A 19,524-nucleotide genomic window follows, 5' to 3' on the forward strand; every position below is an offset into this window, starting at 1 on the left:
GGTTAACTTTGAACAAAAAAAGTATGAACTTCATCAGACTAGTTATCATTCTTTTCTTTCTTTCAATTGCTCCTACTTCTCAATCCAGCAATTTTTATCAGAATGATACATTATTTAATCAGAAAGATAAAAACAACCTTAAGCAAGGATTCTGGAAAAAAGTTTTTCCAAATGGAAAAATTGCCTATCAAGGTTTCTTTAAGGATGACAAACCACGTGGTACTTTTAAGCGCTACCATGAAGTTGGTACTATTAAAGCAATATTGTTATATAATAACGATGGCACATCATCAAAAGCAAAACTATTCTACACAAACGGGAGTCTTGCAGCAGAAGGGTTGTTCTTCAATAATCAGAAAGATAGTATTTGGAAATATTATAGTCCAGCTCATAGATTGGTTTTTGAGGAATCCTTTAAAAAAGGCTTAAAAGATGGTCTTTTTAAGAGTTACTACGAAGATGGAACTGCGTATGAAACCATTAGTTGGAAAAACGGAAAAATACATGGTGATTTAATTCAATACTATAAGGATGGTTCTTACAAAACCTATGTAAAATTTATTTCAGGAATTCAGCAAGGTGCTGTAAAAGTATATTACTTCGATGGGAAAATTAGGGTTGAAGGAAGTTATAAAAATGGCTTAAAAAATGGTATATGGAAAATCTATGATCCAAATGGGAAATTAACAGGAGAAATTAAGTATATCAATGGAAGTGCTGAGAATAATGATAAACTAATTGAAAAGGAAAGCGAATTACTACAACAAGTTATCTCAAAAGCAGGAACAATACCAGAACCAACAATTGAAGATTTTTTAAGGCAGTCTGGAGGATATTAATTATAAACAGCTATGCTCGCCTCTGATAAAATAACCTTATTTGAACTAAACCAGAAAGTAAAGGAAACCCTATCCCAATCCTTTCAAACAAACTATTGGATTGTAGCCGAGGTGAGCGAGGTAAAGGAGAATAGTTCAGGGCATTGTTATCTTGAACTAATTCAAAAAGATGAACTCCAGGATTACCCTAAAGCCAAAGCACGCGCAACCATATGGGCTTATACCTATAGAATGCTTAAACCCTATTTTGAAACAACAACAGGGAGATCAATCTCTTCAGGCATTAAAATACTAGTTTTAGCGGAAGTTGTTTTTCATGAAGTTTTTGGATATTCGTTAAATATAACGGATATTGAACCTAATTACACCATTGGTGATATAGAGCAAAAACGCCGTGAGGCAATTGAGAAACTTGTTGTAGAAGGCGTATTTGATATGAATAAAGGGCTTGAACTACAAGTACCGCCTAAAAGAGTTGCTGTTATTTCATCCTCATCAGCCGCTGGTTTACAAGATTTTATAAACCAACTTCATACAAATAATTACGGGTATAAAATTGAACATACCTTATTTACTGCTATAATGCAAGGGAGTTCAGCAGAAGAGTCAATTATTAATGCACTGAATAAGATAAATGAACAATACTACAATTTTGATGTAGTAGTTATTATTAGAGGTGGGGGTTCACAGGCTGATCTTGCCTGTTTCGATAGCTATTGGCTTGCTGCTCATGTTGCACAATTCCCACTGCCTATAATCACTGGCATTGGGCACGAAAAAGATATATCAGTTGTTGACTTAGTTGCCCACACCAAACTTAAAACGCCAACTGCGGTTGCTGATTTTATAGTTAGCAAATTCATTGAAGCAGAATCTATTTTGCATGATTTAAAGGATAGATTAGAATTTATTATTGAGGAAAATTTAACCACTGAAAAGCTTCAATTCGAAAGAAGATTATCCTCAATAACACCTCGGATATTTCAAGAAATATCAAAAGGCGAGATTAATATAGAACGATTATATCGAAAATATTCATATTCATTAAATCAACTCATATTAAACGAGCGCTCAAAAACAACTAAAGCGGCTAAAACGTTTGAACTTTTATCGTTAATGAAAATAGCAAAATCATATAACAACATCAACCAGTTTAAGAGTTTTTTAAATAATTATTCACTACGATACTTGGTAAATCAAAATAATTTACTGGAAATAATTCACAAGACAAACACATCATCCGATCCATCAAATATCCTCAAGCGAGGGTATTCAATCACCCTTCATAATGGAAAAATCCTTAAAGATTCAAAACTGGTGAAAAAAGGTGAAACAATAACAACCAAACTAAATAAAGGGGAGTTGAATAGTAACGTAATTTAAGCATTAAAATCCTTTCAACTCTTTCTTAAGTTTTTGCTTTTAATAGATGTTTTTTATATTTTGCCGTTTCAAAAAAAAGAAACCTTGATTAAAATTAAATTATATATCCTTTTCATTCTCGGTTCAGGTTTGATAAATATATCTGTGGCTCAACAGGCTATTTCGAGAAACAAGATTGATAGCCTTCTAAAACTTACCAAGAGCGCTTCAGAAGAGAGTAAAGTAGTCATCTACAAACAAATATCAAGTTTTTACCAAGGAAAGAACAACGACACTGTTTTCTATTATGCCAACTTATCTCTTGAATCAGCAAATATTGATAAGAGTGATAATAGTTTTTACGAAGCCTTCAAAAGTTTAGGCAACGCTTATGCCGATAAGTTTGACTATGCCCATGCACTTGAATACTTTTTAAAATCGAAAGAGTATTGTAAAAAAGCCAATAACAAATCTAATATAATTGACATCCAAATTTTAGTTGGTAAAGCATACAGAAATATTAAAAGATTTAGTGATGCAATAGATTCTTATAAAGAGGCTTATGAAGTTGCAAAAGAAATTGGAGATTTTAATAATGAAGGCACTCTTCTTTTCAAAATTGCGAATGTATACTATGATATAAATGATTTAAATAAAGCCTTAGAATATGCAATAAAATCCGCAAACATATTTATTGCCAATAATATAGAACTGGATAAAGCAAAGGCTTACAACTTTATAGGTTATGTGCATATGGTTTTAAAGAATAATGATCTTGCTGAAGAATACTATGAAAAAGCTTATAACTTATATTTGAAGGGAAATGATTTAGTGGGGCTATCTGTGGCTCTTAATAATCTAGGAGTCATGTATAGTACCAATAAAAATAATCAAAAAGCTATCGAATTTTATTCCAAATCGCTTGTTTACGCAAAACAGCAAAACGATGATGATGCTATATCCACCGCAATGAACAATATCGGAATGATTTACGTTGAAATGGGAGAAATAGAAAAAGGACTTAAATACTATTTCGAATCGCAAGAATACAGCGTTAAACTCTTTGACAAAACTGGTTATATAAATACTTTCAACAATATTGCTGCTGCCTACCTACAAGCAGGCAACTTACAAAAGGCTAATGAGTATGTGAACAAAGCCCTTCCTTTTGCAGGGAAACTTACTGACCTAGCATATATTCAGGAATGCTACCAAATACTTTCCCAGATCTATTCTATGAAAGGAATGTTCAATAAAGCGTTTGAATATAAAAGTTTACAACTAGCCTATAATGATAGCCTTTACACACGTCAGCAAACAAGTAGTATTCTTGAAATGCAAACCCGATTTGAAACAGTAGCTAAAGAAAAAGAGATTCAACTACTTAAAAAAGATAGAGAGATTGGCGTCCTTGAGGTTGAACGTCATAAAAGTTTTCAGAAATATTTAGTAATATTTTCTATTCTACTTCTTATATCAGTGATAATTTTCAGCCTAAGAATCAAACGAAAAAATAACTTACTCCTTTCAGTAAAGAATAGAGAACTTGAACAAATCAACAAAAAATTAATAGAATCTGAGCAAAATCTTATAGAACTTAATGCCACAAAGGACAAGTTTTTCTCAATAATTGCTCATGATCTAAAAAATCCTTTCAACGCACTGCTTGGATTCAGCCAACTGCTCGAACGAAATTATGATACCTATACAAAGACCGAGATTAAAGAATATATCAACGTAATTTACGAATCATCTCAAAGCCTTTTCAAATTACTAGATAATTTACTTCAATGGTCAAGAACTCAAACAGGTTCAATTACTTATAATCCAGAAATTTTTAATTTATTGCCAGTTATCAAACAGGAGATTACTTACCTTCAATTCTATGCTGATAAGAAAAAAATCGCCATTAAAGTTACAGTCGATAGCACTATCTCTGCTTTCGCAGATAAAAATATTATATCAACAGTAATCAGAAACTTGATTAACAATGCCATTAAATTCACAAATTCAAACGGTAAGGTCGAAATTAGGGCTGTTGAAACTATAAATGAAATCGAAGTATCAATTGCTGATACTGGTGTTGGCATCGATGTAGATGATTTAGAAAAACTTTTTCAGCTAAACAGCTCAATCTCAAATAAAGGAACAGCAAACGAAGAGGGAACTGGTCTAGGATTACTACTTTGCAAAGAATTCATTGAAAGAAACGGTGGAAGAATTTGGGCCAACAGCAATAAAGGTAAAGGAAGTACATTCTACTTTACATTACCAAAAGAAACAGCAATCAATTAGCATCAAAGAGTCTTTGAATTAATTAGCATTTAATTTATCATTGATTCTTGTTAAATTCTAAAAAACCTTTAATGAATTTTCAGAAAGTTCTTATATTATCTTTTTTCATTAATATTTGTTTTGCAGGAAAGGTTCATCCGCAAAGCCAAATAAGAGTTGACAGCCTTCTTAAACAGGCAAACTTATTTATTACTGAAGATCCTCTAAAAACACAAACAATTTCTAGAGAGGCAATTTCAATCTCAAAGTCTATTAAAAATCAATTATTACTAATTGACTCATACCTTACATACGCTGAATCGTGCATAAATATTACCTCATTTAATGATGCGAAAAAATATATTGACTCCGCACTTGTACTATCAAAAAAGAAAAACCTCCCAAAACAATGGATTAACTGCTTACTATTATCAAGCAGGATAGAAAGTGAAGCAGGTGAAGCAAGTCAATTCCTTAGGGTAATTTCTGAAGCTAAAAAACTAGCGAAAGAGAAAAATATAACTGAGGATGAGGTAAGAATTGAGCTGTTAATTGGCGATTTTGATAAATCAACTGGTGATTTTGATAAATCAATTATCAGCAAAAGAAGAGCATTGGAAATTGCTACAAAAGTTATAAAGAAAAATCTTATTGCCGATTCTTGGAATAGCCTAGGTAGTACTTATTGGTATTTTAGTCATTTTCAAGAAGCACTTGAATGTTACTATAAATCATATATAATTAGAGAGGATGCTAAAGATACCATCGGGTTAATTGCATCGCTAAAAAACTTGGGTTTAGTTTATCGAGAGCTAAGTAATTTTGATAAAGCCATTAGCCAGTTGAACTTAGCATTAAAACTATCGGATGAGATTAAGAACAACGAAGAAACTTCAGAAGTTCTAAATCTTTTAGGTAGTCTCCATTTTCGCTTTAACCGATACAATGAGGCCATCCTATATTACAAACAAAGTTTAGACATTAAAAACAAAAGTGGTTTTATCATTTCCTCTGCAAATACGCTTGAGAACTTAGCAAGAGTCTATTCGCAAAAATCAATGTTTGATGAAGCTTCAGAATCGCTTGATGAGGCTCTTAAAATCAGGGAAAGACTTCAGGATCAACTCGCAATCGCCTCAACGCTCAATGAGATGGGGAATCTCTATAATCAAAGAGGAAATATTGCCGAAGCGCTTAGAAGATACTTGATGTCACTTAAAATTAGGCAAAAAATCGGGAAAGATCAGGATATTGCTAAATCATTAACAAACATTGGGATAACCTACAGAAAGTTAGGCCTAACAAAAAATGCAACCATTTATTTAGAGCAAGCAAGAAGATTAATTTCCGAAGGGAAAAACCCATCAGAAGCTGCATATGTTCTAGTCAACCTAGGAAATCTATATATCGACCAAAAACAATATGATATTGCTTTAAAGATTTTTCAAGAAGCCCTCTCAATGAGAAAAAAGACAGGTGATGTTGCAAGTACTGCCAGAACAATTAGGAATATAGCGCAGGTTCAAATGCAAGTTGGGCAAATAGATCGAGCCAAGGACAACCTTAATCTCGCACTTAGTATCTCCCAAAAAATCAATAATGGTAAGGCCATTGCAGACACCTATAATGACCTAGGAAATCTTGAACGTCAATCTGGTAATTTTCAAGTAGCAATTAAATACTTCGAGAATGCAATTAAGATTTATGATGAGTCTGCCAATTTTGATGGTAAAGGGCTATGTCTAAGAAAAATTGGTGAAATTCAAATTAAGTTGGGAACACTTGATGTTGCTGAAAAAAATATTGATAGATCAATTGCCATTGGTAAAGAAATTGGCAATATGGTTTTGATCGAATATGGTTACTTGGCTAAGCATGAATTCTATAAAGCAACTAACAACTATAAATTAGCACTAGATTACTTTTCAAAACATATCAAAATTCGTGATAGTATAGACAACGCCCGAAAGAATGAGAAGAATCTTGAAGCCCAGCTCGATCTGGAACTCGACAAAAAGAAAGAAGAGATAAAATCGATGGAGGGAGAAGTTCAATACCTTAGGCAAGAGGCGCTTTTAAAAGAACTTGAACTTGAGAAGAAAAGGGTGTCGCAATATATTCTTATAGCATTTGGTATTCTAATATTAAGCCTCGCAAGTTTATCCTACCTTGGGTATTGGCAAAAGAAAAAACACAATAAAGTACTTGAAGAAAAGATTATTACAATTCGCGAAACCAACGACAGACTATATCAATCAGAGGAAGCCTTAAAACTAAATGTTCAAACAAAAGATAAACTATTTTCAATTATCGCCCACGATTTGAAAAGTCCCTTTAATGCCCTTGTTGGTTTAACCGAAATACTAAATCAAAAAGCAGGTAGTTTAAATCCAGATGAAATAAAGGAATACAGCCTACATATCAATAAATCCTCGAACAAAGTTCTAACGCTTATCGATAGTCTACTTAACTGGTCAAGGAGTCAATCTGGTAAAATAAAATTAATCCCTGAAACCATTAACATAAAGGAAGTTGCCGATTTGTGCCTTGAGGTAATTTCATTATCTGCAAAGGAAAAAAACATCACTATAAAATCGCGATTAAACAATACGGATGTAGCTTTTGCCGATAAGGAAACAATTACAACAGTAATAAGAAATCTCCTATCGAATGCAGTAAAATTTACCACAAAAAACGGGGAGGTAACAATCTGGGCTAATAGTAAAAATGAGGTGATTGAAATTTACGTTACCGACACAGGTGTTGGCATAAGTCGCGAGAATCAAACAAGACTATTTCAGGTAGATAAAAATATTTCAACAAAAGGAACTAATCAAGAATCTGGAACTGGGTTAGGATTAATTATTTGCAAAGAATTTATTGAAAAAAATAAAGGAAGTATAAGGGTTGAAAGTGAGTTGAACGTTGGAACATCTTTCATTATTACTTTACCAAATCATCCAATCAAAAACTAATTTGTATGTCGAAGAAACAACTTACTTATAGTGAGGCTATAGCTGAAATTGAGTCAATTATTAGTAAAATTGAGAATCAAGAACTTGATATTGACGAACTATCAGCTAATGTCAAACGTGTAGCAGAACTTCTGAACTTCTGCAAATTAAAACTAAAGAATACTGAAGAAGAGGTGCAAAAAATTCTCAAAGAATTTGACGATAAATAAAATCTTGCTGAGTTAAATTATTCCCACTTGCCAGCGTAAGGATTATAATTACATTTTCTAGGTTTATCAAATATATCATCCACAAATGCTCTGCAATCACTACATATGTATCTATACTCACAATCCTTACATATATGTATGTGATCTTTTGTGATTGACCAATACTTAGAAAATTCTTGTGTTTTTATTATTTTCCCAATACTATCACCGTTATTTACATTTCCATAACTATAATTGAATGCTGGACAGTTCTTTATGTTTCCATTGGAATCGATAGATACCTTTTTATTTAAGCATGTATTAAAGTGCTGTGCTTCAGTAAATGTATCAATATTTAGAGTAAACTTATCAATATCTATTTCTCCACAATCGTTACATGTTTTGATTACTTTTTTTGAATAAACAATTTTATCATTAAATGATTTTTCATTCTTGGGACTTGAATGAATTGAAACTACACCAATATTTGTAAATTCAGAAAATAATTTGTTTTCGTTTATATCATTCTCAATATTCTTATAATACTTTATAATGATATCAATATTTCTAAATATCTTATTGTTAGTATGATGAAGAATTTCACATAAATCACAAATACGTAAAATATCAAATGATCGTATCTCAATAAACTTACATTTTAATTCATCTAATTCATTGAATATCTTGCCATAGTCGTGCTTTGAGTTCTTATCAATATCTACTATTGCATTATTTATCAATTCAGGACATTCAAATTTTAGGTTTAAATCAGGGAAATTTTTAATTTCAGATATATCGCACCAAAATCCGCATTCGTTATTTTCTAAAAATTCAAAGTACTCATCTATAAACCGATGGTTTTCTTTGTCGTAATTGCGCTTAATCTCTGAAATTCCTTTGTTTTTATAAACAGTTAGTATTTCATATAAAACTTCCGGAATATTAATGAACTCTGCTCTTTGTAGATCACAAATTATATAATTGGTAAAACCTTTAACAGGTATGCAGCAAGCAAATAATTTAAAAATATCCATTTTCTATCCTTCAAAATATTTTAGAAATCGGTTTTTGTGGATACTTACAAACTGAATAATTTGTTTGATAGAAATCGCTCTTGACAAATCTATTAGGGCTACTATTTTGTAGTTTTATTCTCTTTAATAGTGAATGAGCATTAACAGGTAATTCTTTCACCAATAATCTCTTAACATTCTTATCCATTATCCTGAGAAATTAAATGTTTAGCTATTTCCTTTTCCAAATAATAGTTACATGGCTCAGAAACCATTCCAAACTGCCCTGCTGGGTTGATTTCTAAAAAAATATAATTCCCAACTTTATTTTTAATCATGTCTATGGAACCAGTTGTCAAATGAAGGTTTTGCATCAATAGAATTATCTTTTTCTCAATATCTCTGGGTAGTTTATACGGAACAAATCTATTTGGTTTATCCTCGTTGTAGTTGCGAAAATCAATTTTCGTTCGTTTATCACTCTGAGAAAATATTGCCATGGAATAGCATTTTTTATTCAAATAAAAAATTCTAATTTCATACCTTTTTTCAACTAATTTTTGAAAAAATGAAGGGGGAAATTCATCCGGAAGACCTAATATCTTCCTCTTAGATATAACATTTGTAATAGAGGTATAATAATTTCGCTCATCAAAAAAGAATAATGGGTCATTAAGGTCTTTAGAAATAATTTTTTTATGAGTATTAAAAAATTTGATCAGGTCCTTCCTTGTGGAACATATTTTAGTTTCTGGTATATTAAGTCCCACTTTGCTTGCTTCAACTAATACATGAATTTTGTTTAATGCTATTTTTGAAGGATGAGATAACCATTTTTTCTTATTCAAATACTTAAATAATAATTCTCTTAGAGATATTATGTTACTTGATTGATAAAAGATTAACTGATCCATAATAGAATAATCTATTTCACTATTGTTATACAGATCGTAAAAATCTCTATCCAACCATCTTCTAAACCAAACAAAACTTATTTTGCCAAAAGGAATTTCGATATCCTTATATTTAATCAATAGTTCTGAATTATCCAGAGAGATTTCAACATTGCCTTTTTGGGAAAATTCATCACCATTAATTCGAATAAAAAATTTTCCAAAAAAAACAATCCAATCAATTACTTCCTCTGTGGAAAGTTCTGCTTTTTCTTTTGATATTATCAATATCATTTTAGAAACAAGATCCCTTTTTAAATTTTAAGAGGCGTGCTCTAAAGAATAAACACGCCTCTTAAAATGATTCTTTGACATTAAACAGGATCGATGGAGGTTGGATCTCCTCCTCCGTCATATTGTCCGTCGCATAAGGTCAGAGTTCGGGCAAGCCCGCCTTGAATTTTCTTTAATTCTTTTTTTCCAAATTTTTTAGCATCCCTGATGCTTTCAAAATTTTTCTTGCATACAGTTTTTTTCATGCTTTTTGATTTTAAGGAATTTATAACTCAAATATATGTTTTTTAAAACAAAATGCTAAATATTTTATAAGCTCTATTCCTTTAATAAATAATAGAATATTTCTATACAATATTATAATTTTATTTCAATGAATGTAGCATTCGGCAAATACATGTATCATTTCAGTTAATACTAATACCTTCTATTGCTATTTATCTAATCCAACTTCATTTTTCTAGGTTTGATCATATTCTCCGGTTCCAATATTTGATCTAACTGCTCTTTTGTTAGAAGTTTTTTCTCAAGTACTAACTCATATACACTTCTATTATTCAATAAAGCTTCTTTTGCCAAACGGGTTGAAGTTTCGTATCCTAAGAAAGGGTTTAACGCTGTTACGAGCCCAATACTATTGTATACCATCATACGGCAACGTTCTTCATTTGCAGTTATCCCATCAATACAACGATACTTTAAAGTGTTCATCCCATTCTTAAGCATTTCAATGGATTCGAATATACTTTGAACAATAACTGGCTCAAAAACATTAAGTTCCAGTTGACTGCTATTGTTACTGTTAAATCGTTTCCAATTACCTTAAAAGCAACTTGATTAACCACCTCGGGTATTACAGGGTTTACCTTTCCCGGCATAATTGATGATCCCGGCTGCATTGGTGGCAAGTTTATTTCATTGATACCTGTTCTTGGTCCGGATGAGAGTAACCGTAAATCATTACAAATCTTCGATAACTTTACAGCTAAACGTTTAACCGCCGAAGAGTACATAATAAATGCACCTGTATCCTGTGTTGCTTCTACTAAGTTAGATGCTAAAACAATATCTAAACTTGTTATTCTTCTTAGGTGTTTAATGACCAAATCGGTATAACCAGGTTCTGAGTTAATTCCCGTTCCAATTGCAGTTGCTCCCATGTTAACCTCTAGGAATAACCTAACATTCTGGTTTAAGCGCTCAACCTCCTCCTTCAAAGTTACAGCATACGCTTCGAATTCTTGCCCTAAGGTCATAGGTACAGCGTCCTGTAATTGTGTACGTCCCATTTTAATGACATGAGAAAACTCCTTTGCTTTATTCCTAAATGATTCAACTAACGTTTCGAGCACTAAAACTAACTTCTTATTTGAGTTTATTAACGCTATTTTTACTGATGTAGGATATGCATCATTTGTTGACTGGGATAGATTTACATGATTATTAGGATGGCAATAATCATATTCACCTTTTTCATGTCCTAATAGTTCAATAACTCGATTTGCGATAACCTCATTTGCATTCATGTTTGTAGAGGTTCCAGCACCACCCTGTATCATATCTACAACAAAGTGATTATGATACTTCCCATTTCTAATCTCCTGACATGCAAGCACTAAAGCACCCTTAATCTTCTCATCAATTAATCCAAGATCGTAATTTGCTTCTGCAGCAGCCTCTTTAACCATTGATAGTGCATCAATAAGCGTAGGAAATAAATTTAATGTAACCCCAGAGATATTGAAATTTTCAATAGCTCTAAGAGTTTGAATTCCATAGTAGTACTCAAATGGAACATCCCTTTCGCCTAGTAGATCGTGTTCTCTTCTTGTTCTTCCCGATTCATATTGTGCTGCTGGGTTAACCATCCTGCTATTTACACTACGCATTCTGCGTGATATAACCCTAGCAATATTTGAGAAAATTTTCAGGGTAGTATCGGCACTTTTATTAAAAAAATCCCTATTAATTGCTAAAACAGTTGTTGGCTGTAATGCCCTTGCTGTTGTAGAATGAGGGGAATCATTTGCCCATGAACCTTCGCCCAGAAAATCTCCCTTTCCAAAAAGAGTTAGCCTTGTTTCAACCCCATAAGTATTACTCTTAAAAAGTTCTACCTCGCCAATGTAGATTATAAAAATATCTTCTCTTGGCCCATTTTCACGAAAAAGGAGATCATTAGGAACATACTTCTTTTCCTTTACACTTTTGGATAATTCTTTAAGTTCATTCTCATTTAAATCCCTAAAAAGCTCTATTCTTTTCAAGAATAAAAGAGTTTCGTTTAGTTCCATCTTTACTCCTCCGCCAACATTAGTTTCAATATTTTTACATCATGGTAAATTTAAGTAACAATTATTGAACATAGGATGTTTACCGTAGCAATAAAAAAACCTCGCTTTTTGAGCGAGGTTCATAAGAATCAAAACCATTCCTAACTTAAATTTAAATCATATTCCTGCTTTATCCTCTCATTGCAAGATTCTATAACTGTATTTTGGTTAAAGTACGAAAGAATTTTATCAAGCATCACCACCGGAGTTGTGCCAAAAGCTGAGTAACGATATATATTATTGGCAAGTTGCTTGATCTGACTTTGATTTGCAATTAATACTTGAATAGGATCAATATCTCCATATTTAACAACTCCTTGAATTTTGCTTAGTTCATCAATATTTGCGGTAATTATGTCAACAAGTTGCTTATATGAACGCGATACAGGTGTGTTTCTCCGAGAAACGATTCCCATAACCTGCATGGTTTCTGGATCAATTATTGGGCCCCCACTATTTCCAAGGCATGATATTCCATCATACTGAAAAAAACGAAGTCCATCATGGTTTGTAAAAAAGGAAGAGATAATTCCTGACCGTAACGATAAATTCGAATAACCCAAACTAAAAGCAAGCAAGGCAACTTGCTGTCCTATTGGAAATTTCCTGCGTTCGCTTAACTTTAAACTTGGAATTATTTTAAAATCCGGAAAATCGAGATTGAAAATTGAGTACCCAGTATGGTCGTCAAACACCCCTATACGAAGATCGTTAATAAACTCTTTATAAGGAATTTTCATTGATGCTACTACACTATTTGCATCATCACCTACAAATGAAATTTCAACTTTCTTTGCTTTTGGAATGTAAAAAGCAAAATCCGTAGTAACCAATGATTCATTCACTTTGAACCCTGAAAGAGTATCAATACTTATACCCCGTTCGTTTTGAAAATTCAAACTACAAACAGATCCATGACACGATTTCCAAACTTGACTAAGCATTTTGTATGGTTTTAGGTTATGGTTATATTATTAGGTCAAATATTTTTTATGATTGTTAGTAAGAACAGCATCGTTATTAAGAAAAAAATGATGAAAACACCATAATCAATCTTTACAATGGGTTCAAAATAATCCCTTAGGTAGATTCTTATCCTTTTCATTCGTTCATTTTTGTTTAATAATACTCGACTATTTTCGGTTGTTGTAAAAATTTTTGTCTATGACCATTTCAAATAATTTTAAATAAAATTCAACTATGATTTCCATTGTGGATTTGCTAAAAGAAGTCCTCGATTTATAATTGAAACCGTTTCTCTACCATATTTTTCAATCATTATTTCATCGAGATTTTCATCAAAAAACGATTCAGCAATACCTGCAATAATCCTTTTATTCTTAAAATTAAGAGTAATACGAGTAAATTGGGCAATAAATTTTTGATTAGGCTTATTTCGACTAGTTAAGACGAATGATGTATTTTCAGATTTTTCAGTATATTCTGCTAAGATTTTATTAAAACACCCACCAATAAAAATGGCATACTGCCGAGGGTATGCAAATACATCATTTAAAACACGCTCAATTAATGGTTTACATAGTTTGTAATTACACATGAAATCATCCCCTGAAAAATTAGGTGATAAAAAAGGGACTAGATCAAGTTCTAACTTTTCATCTTTCAACCTTTTCAAATCTTTGTTAATCGAGTCACCATCAAAACGAATTATTTGAAATGGTTTGATATAATTAAAAACACGCATTTCTTCAGAAAGTCTTGATTCTATATATTTTTCACCATCGGTTTCTAAAAATATATCATCTATATTTTGATGCTCGACCTGATAAGAACTAAAGTCTAATGTTTGATTAGTGTTATTCAGATATTCTTTTCGAGCATTAAACGTAATAAGGGCAATCTTTGAACGACAATTTCCAATTGAATAAAGCGAATTATTATAACAAAACTTTTTGGAGATTATGTTTTTAATTTCCTCTATAATCTGTGCTCTTCCAGCTTGAATAAGCTCTGAATGTTCTTTTTTTTCCGATTCGGTTAAATCTCTAACCAGCATTTAGAATATTTTTCACAAATGTATTTTGTCGAATATCTATAGCAAGTGGTCAAAGTAGTCAATTTTCTTTTTCAGGTCTATTAAAAAATAATAATCCTTACTACATTTGCAAACAACAATATTACCAGATGATTATGCTAATATTTAACTTTTGATCAGTCTAAATGGTTGAAAAACTTAGAAATTCCGTAGAAAAGGCATTTGGCAAGAAAATAATTTGTCAAAAAGATTGTAAATTACTTTCTAACAACATATTAGAAACAACTAGGGAGTATTTAAGCCCAGCAACTCTTAGAAGAATATTCGGTCTTCTTCTTACGAATTCTAATCCATCACGTGTCACGCTTGATATACTTTCACGTTACATTGGTTTAAGAGATTGGGAGCATTTTATCGATAACAACAGGATATCGAGTACCGGTCATAACAATATGATTGATACTTGGGATAGGGTTTTAGAAAAATCGAAAAAAATAAGCATTAATACACTTGACCATATAAAACGTAAGAGTGGTATAAGTTTTAATAAAACCATTCACAGACAATTTGCAGATGAAAGGATGAATTTTTTCATCAAAAGCGAGTATAATTCAACTGCTTTAATTGGGCCAGGTGGATTTGGTAAATCAACATTACTTGCAAATTGGTATGAAAAAAATTCAACAAAGAAAAATTTTTCAACAAACATCATCCTTTTTTTACAGGCTATTTCCCTTTATTCATTTGCAAATTCTGAGGCCTATTTTGAAGACTGGCTATTGCATCAACTAGGTCTTTCACCCGATTATAATTTTTTAAGAGGTATACTGGGTAGTGGCGTAAACCCGCCAGGAAAATTTATCCTTATAATAGATGCACTTGACGAATCAAATCTTCATGGTGCAAAAATGGAAAAAGTTTATTCTTCATTAGCTGATTTCTCACTTAAATTCTCAACGGCAGGTTGGCTTAAGATTATTATTTCTGCCAGACACTATACATGGACTAAGTTTAAACCATTTATCGAAAATAATGAAAAATGGTTTTGCATTCAACCCATCTCCTTTTCAGCGGAAGAGGCAAATATGCCTTTGCTTACATCCGATGAGATTCAAAAAATTCTTGATAATACTATTAATTCAAAATTTTCAAAAAGGACACTAGTTGAAGAGTTCTCATTGGAACTAAAAGAAACTTTATCATACCCTTTTTTCCTACAACTTTTCATTGATGTATTTCACCCCGAGAATGAGTATTTGTTGAGTGATCAGATTGAAATTTATAGAGAATTCCTTAATAAGCAAGTTTACAATGCCCAATATTCAGAAGAAAAAATTGATATACTAAACAAAATTCTAGAACTCTCTGATTATGGACTAATGCCTGATGAGGTAAAGAAAAACGTTTTAAAAGAGATTTATCCAATACATTTAAAACTTGCAGGAAACTATTTTAGAGCATATGAGGATTTGATATCTTTTGGAATTATTATTGAAGAGGATATTGAAAATAAATATGGTGGTTATAGCAAAATAATAAAAATTTCAAATAGAAATCTTTTTGAGATTTTACTAACAAAGAGCTATCTCGAAAAAGAGAATTCTATTTCTATCTCGTTATTTAAAAAAATAGCAAAAAAATATGCTACCCACGAAATTCTACCAAATCTGATTATACGACTTTATCAATTTGCATATAAGGATCGGATAGTTGAACCTTTAAAGAGTTTTTTTGAATTGGACATAAACATTCTAAGTGCAGTTTTAGCATTACCTAATATATCTATAACCCTTAGAAAAGATGAATATTTACGCAAAATTCTAATACCAATATATACAAAAAATAAAATTGCCCGAAAATATTTATTTGAAGACTATCCAGATATAAATAATATTACTGGATCATTTTCTTTCAATCTAAGTCATTATTCAAAAAACAGTTCAGATCCTGTGGAAACTTTTTATTCAAATATTTATAATGTTTACGCTGGTTTTTTTGCATTAGATGATGGAAGAATTGAAAGATTCTATAGGCAAGTGGAAGAATTTCCACAAGGTAATAATCTTAACCCGACCATCATAGGTATGTGGTTCGCCTGCAAATGTATGTACCATATTCTTATAAGAAATGAAGATCCTAAACTTATACTAGATCAAGCTTTGGAGTATTTAAATGAACTTCAGAAAAATAGTAATTACGAATATGGTACCTTCGAAATGCCTTTTTACAACGCACTTATTATAACAAACCAACACAGTATTTTAGCGAAACTAACAAAAGCCGATGAAATTGCTGAATCTAAAAAAATAATTCCTTTAAGTAAAGAGCTAAGAATTTATCGATTATATAGTAAGTTAACATTAGGTACAAAATTAGATTTGAAAGATTTTATTGAAATCGATTTGATTCTATCCCTACTCAACCCTATGTACAACTACTCATTACAAATTCTTGGTCAACTTCTAAAGGCTTCATACTATTTAAATAGCAATGAAATGACAAAAGCTTATGATTGTTACAGAAATTCTACGGAATTGAGCAATATAGCTGGTTACAGAATATTAGAAGTTAAACTAATGAAGAACCTTTCAAGAATTTTATTACAACTTGGAGAAAAAACTAAATCGCTAGAATGCAGTAAATTATCAGAACATCTAACTCGAAAAACTAATTTTAACTTTAGTAATCTTTAATTTTCTTTTTGAATGTGATAGTTAACTAAAGATTCAATAGGATATTGAATAATCCTGTTCACCTTAAAGCCTTTATCCTGAGCAATTTTATTCAAAAAATCGCTGAATACAAAACCAACTGAGCCAACTACTCCAAGTCCGTAAGTATTTAATTCGGGTATCCGCTTTAGGTGAAATTCGTAAAGTTTTTCAAACACATTATAAACCATTTGATGTATATATTCATTGCTAATATTCTCTTTTACAAAAGGAACAAATGAAGCAAGGTAAGTTGATGGCTTTTGCTGACAATATATCCGATCAAGAATATCACTTAAATTCAGGTTATATCGATTATGCAAAGATTCTGATAATTCTGAAGGTAAAAGTCCATAAAAATATGCTTGAATAAGCTGTCTACCAATATAAGCACCACTACCCTCATCACCAAGAATAAAACCGAGCGATGGAGTGTAATGAGTAACCTTCGTTCCATCATAATAGGCTATATTTGATCCAGTTCCTAAAATTGCAATTACTCCTCTCCCATCACCAAATAATGCCCTTGCGGCAGCAAGTATATCAGAATAAGCATTCGTTTCTGCTTTTACAAAAAATGTTTGAAGTGACTGTTGAGCTAAGGCACCTTTCTCATTCCCAGCACAACCAGATCCATAGAAAAATATTTTTGAAACCTCTGAGGGGTTCAAATATGAAGGAAATACAGATCTTAAGGCATTACAATAATCTTCACTACTGCTAAAAAAAGGACTTAATCCCTTTGTTTCAAAAGATATAATCGATTTATTGGGAAGCACAATCCGCCAATCAGTTTTAGTCAAACCACTATCTGCAACTACTATCATATTACTGTTCTATTTGCTTTCTAACATTTTTAAGAATAAGTAGATTCATTGGATTACATTTCATGCCTTCAACATCATTTTGAACAAAACGTATAACCTTATCATAATATAAAGGTATAACTATTGCATTATCAATAATAATTGAGTCCATCGCTTTATATAGTTTCAATCTTTTTTGTTGAGATATCTCAGATAAAGAGTTTGCGTATAGATTATCATATATTTCATTTTTAAAGTGGGTGTAATTTGGCCCGGACGGACTAAAGTTAATGCTATTAAAAAGAGCCAAATAGTTTTCAGGATCTGCATAATCGGCAACCCATGATGCTCTAAAAAATTTAAGTTTTGAATTAGCTAGCATTTCGCGGTAAGCAGCGCCTGGGTATACTTCAACTTTAATGTCGAATCCCAACTCGTTTAGCTGATGCTGAATAAACTCACAGATATCCACATAATCATCAGTTGTTGCAAGGGAGAATGAAGGTAGCGTTTTTGAAGCACTATACCCGACCTCCTTTAAAAGTTCTTGGGATAATTCTGGATTATAATGAAATCCTTTTGTTGCATCTTTGAAATCTGGCATCCCATTAGGAACAAAACCATTAAAAGCAGGATATCCAATATTGCTACGCAAATACATCATCATCTTACTTCGGTCAATACCATACCCAATTGCTTTTCGTACCTTTTGTAAAAGTAGAGGATTAGATTTAAACGATTGATTTGCACTATCAACAAGAATCCCTAAATACTCTGTATTCAGGTAAGGGCCTGTTAGTATTTTAATCTTGCCTATATATCGAGGGTTTAAATTACCATTTCTAGTTAATAACTCATCCTTTGATGCTGGGTTTACACCAGAAATAAAATCGATATTCCCTTTTATAAATTCGAGAAACTCCGATTGTTTATCGGCAATAAAAGAAATGCTAATAGACTCTAAATAAGGAAGTTTTAAACCTTTACTATCTTTTTCAAAATACTTTGAATTTCGCCTTAAGACTAACTTTTCTCCCTCCTTCCAATACTTAAAGAAAAATGGACCCGTTCCAACAGGGTGATTTCGAAACTCCTTACCATACACCTCAATAGCTTCATGAGGAATAGCGTAACAATATGGCATTGTCAACATTCCCAAAAAAGCAGGAAAAGATTTTTTTAAATATACTTGAAATACAGAGTCGTTAAGTGCAATGCAACCATTATGAGTACCCACTCTATCCTTTTCTAAAATAGATAGAACCCAAGCCCCCGGCGATGCAATCTCGGGATTGAGTATTCGATTAAAACTATAAACAAAATCTGATGCAATTACCTTTCGACCAATGCCATTAGGAAAAACCTCAGAACAATGAAAGTATACATCCCCTCTTAGTAAGAATGTAAAAATCTTTCCATCGTTTGATACTTCCCATTTTTTAGCAATACATGGTTTTACCTTTAAGGAATCATCGAGTTGAACCAATCCATTATAAAGTTGATGAGCAGGCCAAATGAGAGGTAAATTTCTGGCAAAAGCAGGATCAAGGGTTGAAATGCCTTTGCTTTCGTTGTAACGAAATACTTGCTGTTTTTTATAACTATTATTTGAATTATTACAAGCACAAAAGATAGTACCTAACAAAATCAAATATAAAAAAAAGGGGAATCTCATCAAACCAAAAATTTAAAAGACAAAAGTATTTAAAATTTGATGAGCTATTATGATCTTTTAAGAGTAATAAAAACGGGATCCTAAGATCCCGTTTTTACACCCTAAAAATTAACCTAAGAAAGCAACAGTAATAGTAACCAACTATTAACCCTAAAACCTAATCTA

Annotated in this window: 13 protein-coding genes and 1 pseudogene; 6 read left to right on the top strand and 8 right to left on the bottom strand. The window is 31.8% G+C overall.

Annotated elements, in window-relative coordinates; all coding sequences use genetic code 11:
* Window positions 1-23 precede the first annotated feature (23 nt).
* From HOO91_10040 to xseB, 5 genes are all read left to right on the top strand, one after another.
* A complete protein-coding gene (locus HOO91_10040) occupies window positions 24-839 on the top strand; it encodes a toxin-antitoxin system YwqK family antitoxin (GenBank protein ID NOU17883.1) in 816 nt (271 codons plus the stop codon).
* Between the two features lie 12 nt (window positions 840-851).
* A complete protein-coding gene (locus HOO91_10045) occupies window positions 852-2,222 on the top strand; it encodes an exodeoxyribonuclease VII large subunit (GenBank protein ID NOU17884.1) in 1,371 nt (456 codons plus the stop codon).
* Window positions 2,223-2,306: 84 nt separating this feature from the next.
* Window positions 2,307-4,496: a tetratricopeptide repeat-containing sensor histidine kinase gene (locus HOO91_10050; GenBank protein ID NOU17885.1), complete on the top strand. Its 2,190-nt coding sequence runs from the start codon at window positions 2,307-2,309 to the stop codon at window positions 4,494-4,496.
* 71 nt (window positions 4,497-4,567) lie between these two features.
* The gene (locus HOO91_10055) at window positions 4,568-7,450 is read left to right on the top strand and encodes a tetratricopeptide repeat protein (protein ID NOU17886.1); all 2,883 of its coding nucleotides are present in this window, start codon (window positions 4,568-4,570) and stop codon (window positions 7,448-7,450) included.
* A 5-nt stretch (window positions 7,451-7,455) separates the two neighbouring features.
* Window positions 7,456-7,659 carry an exodeoxyribonuclease VII small subunit gene (gene xseB / locus HOO91_10060; protein NOU17887.1) on the top strand — a complete coding sequence of 68 codons (204 nt, stop codon included), beginning with the start codon at window positions 7,456-7,458 and terminating at the stop codon, window positions 7,657-7,659.
* A gap of 17 nt (window positions 7,660-7,676) precedes the next feature.
* Here the strand turns inward: xseB and gwsS are convergent, their stop codons facing one another.
* The 6 genes and pseudogenes from gwsS to HOO91_10090 form a co-directional block, all read right to left on the bottom strand.
* Window positions 7,677-8,672 (bottom strand): grasp-with-spasm system SPASM domain peptide maturase, encoded by a 996-nt coding sequence (gwsS, locus tag HOO91_10065; GenBank protein ID NOU17888.1) that lies wholly within the window; start codon window positions 8,670-8,672, stop codon window positions 7,677-7,679.
* Window positions 8,673-8,851: 179 nt separating this feature from the next.
* Window positions 8,852-9,838, bottom strand: coding sequence for a grasp-with-spasm system ATP-grasp peptide maturase (gwsG, locus tag HOO91_10070; protein NOU17889.1), 987 nt, complete (start codon window positions 9,836-9,838; stop codon window positions 8,852-8,854).
* Window positions 9,839-9,918: 80 nt separating this feature from the next.
* Window positions 9,919-10,083, bottom strand: a complete 165-nt coding sequence (locus HOO91_10075; GenBank protein ID NOU17890.1) for a hypothetical protein — start codon at window positions 10,081-10,083, stop codon at window positions 9,919-9,921.
* A 196-nt stretch (window positions 10,084-10,279) separates the two neighbouring features.
* A pseudogene (gene aspA, locus HOO91_10080) lies at window positions 10,280-12,132 on the bottom strand (aspartate ammonia-lyase).
* Window positions 12,133-12,272: 140 nt separating this feature from the next.
* Entirely contained in the window at window positions 12,273-13,115 is an 843-nt protein-coding gene (locus tag HOO91_10085) for a trypsin-like peptidase domain-containing protein (protein NOU17891.1), read from the bottom strand.
* Window positions 13,116-13,369: 254 nt separating this feature from the next.
* On the bottom strand, window positions 13,370-14,188 hold the full coding sequence (locus tag HOO91_10090) for a hypothetical protein (protein NOU17892.1): 819 nt from the start codon (window positions 14,186-14,188) through the stop codon (window positions 13,370-13,372).
* A 164-nt stretch (window positions 14,189-14,352) separates the two neighbouring features.
* Between HOO91_10090 and HOO91_10095 the strand changes: the two genes are divergently transcribed.
* On the top strand, window positions 14,353-16,860 hold the full coding sequence (locus HOO91_10095; protein NOU17893.1) for a hypothetical protein: 2,508 nt from the start codon (window positions 14,353-14,355) through the stop codon (window positions 16,858-16,860).
* Here HOO91_10095 and HOO91_10100 read toward each other — a convergent pair.
* Together HOO91_10100 and HOO91_10105 are read right to left on the bottom strand one after the other, a co-directional pair.
* Window positions 16,857-17,705 carry a hypothetical protein gene (locus HOO91_10100; protein NOU17894.1) on the bottom strand — a complete coding sequence of 283 codons (849 nt, stop codon included), beginning with the start codon at window positions 17,703-17,705 and terminating at the stop codon, window positions 16,857-16,859. The two genes, HOO91_10095 and HOO91_10100, sit on opposite strands and share 4 nt — an antisense overlap.
* A 1-nt stretch (window position 17,706) precedes the next feature.
* Entirely contained in the window at window positions 17,707-19,359 is a 1,653-nt protein-coding gene (locus HOO91_10105) for an ABC transporter substrate-binding protein (GenBank protein ID NOU17895.1), read from the bottom strand.
* Between the last annotated feature and the right edge of the window lie 165 nt (window positions 19,360-19,524).

Source organism: Bacteroidales bacterium (assembly GCA_013141385.1).
Classification (GTDB): domain Bacteria; phylum Bacteroidota; class Bacteroidia; order Bacteroidales; family Tenuifilaceae; genus UBA8529.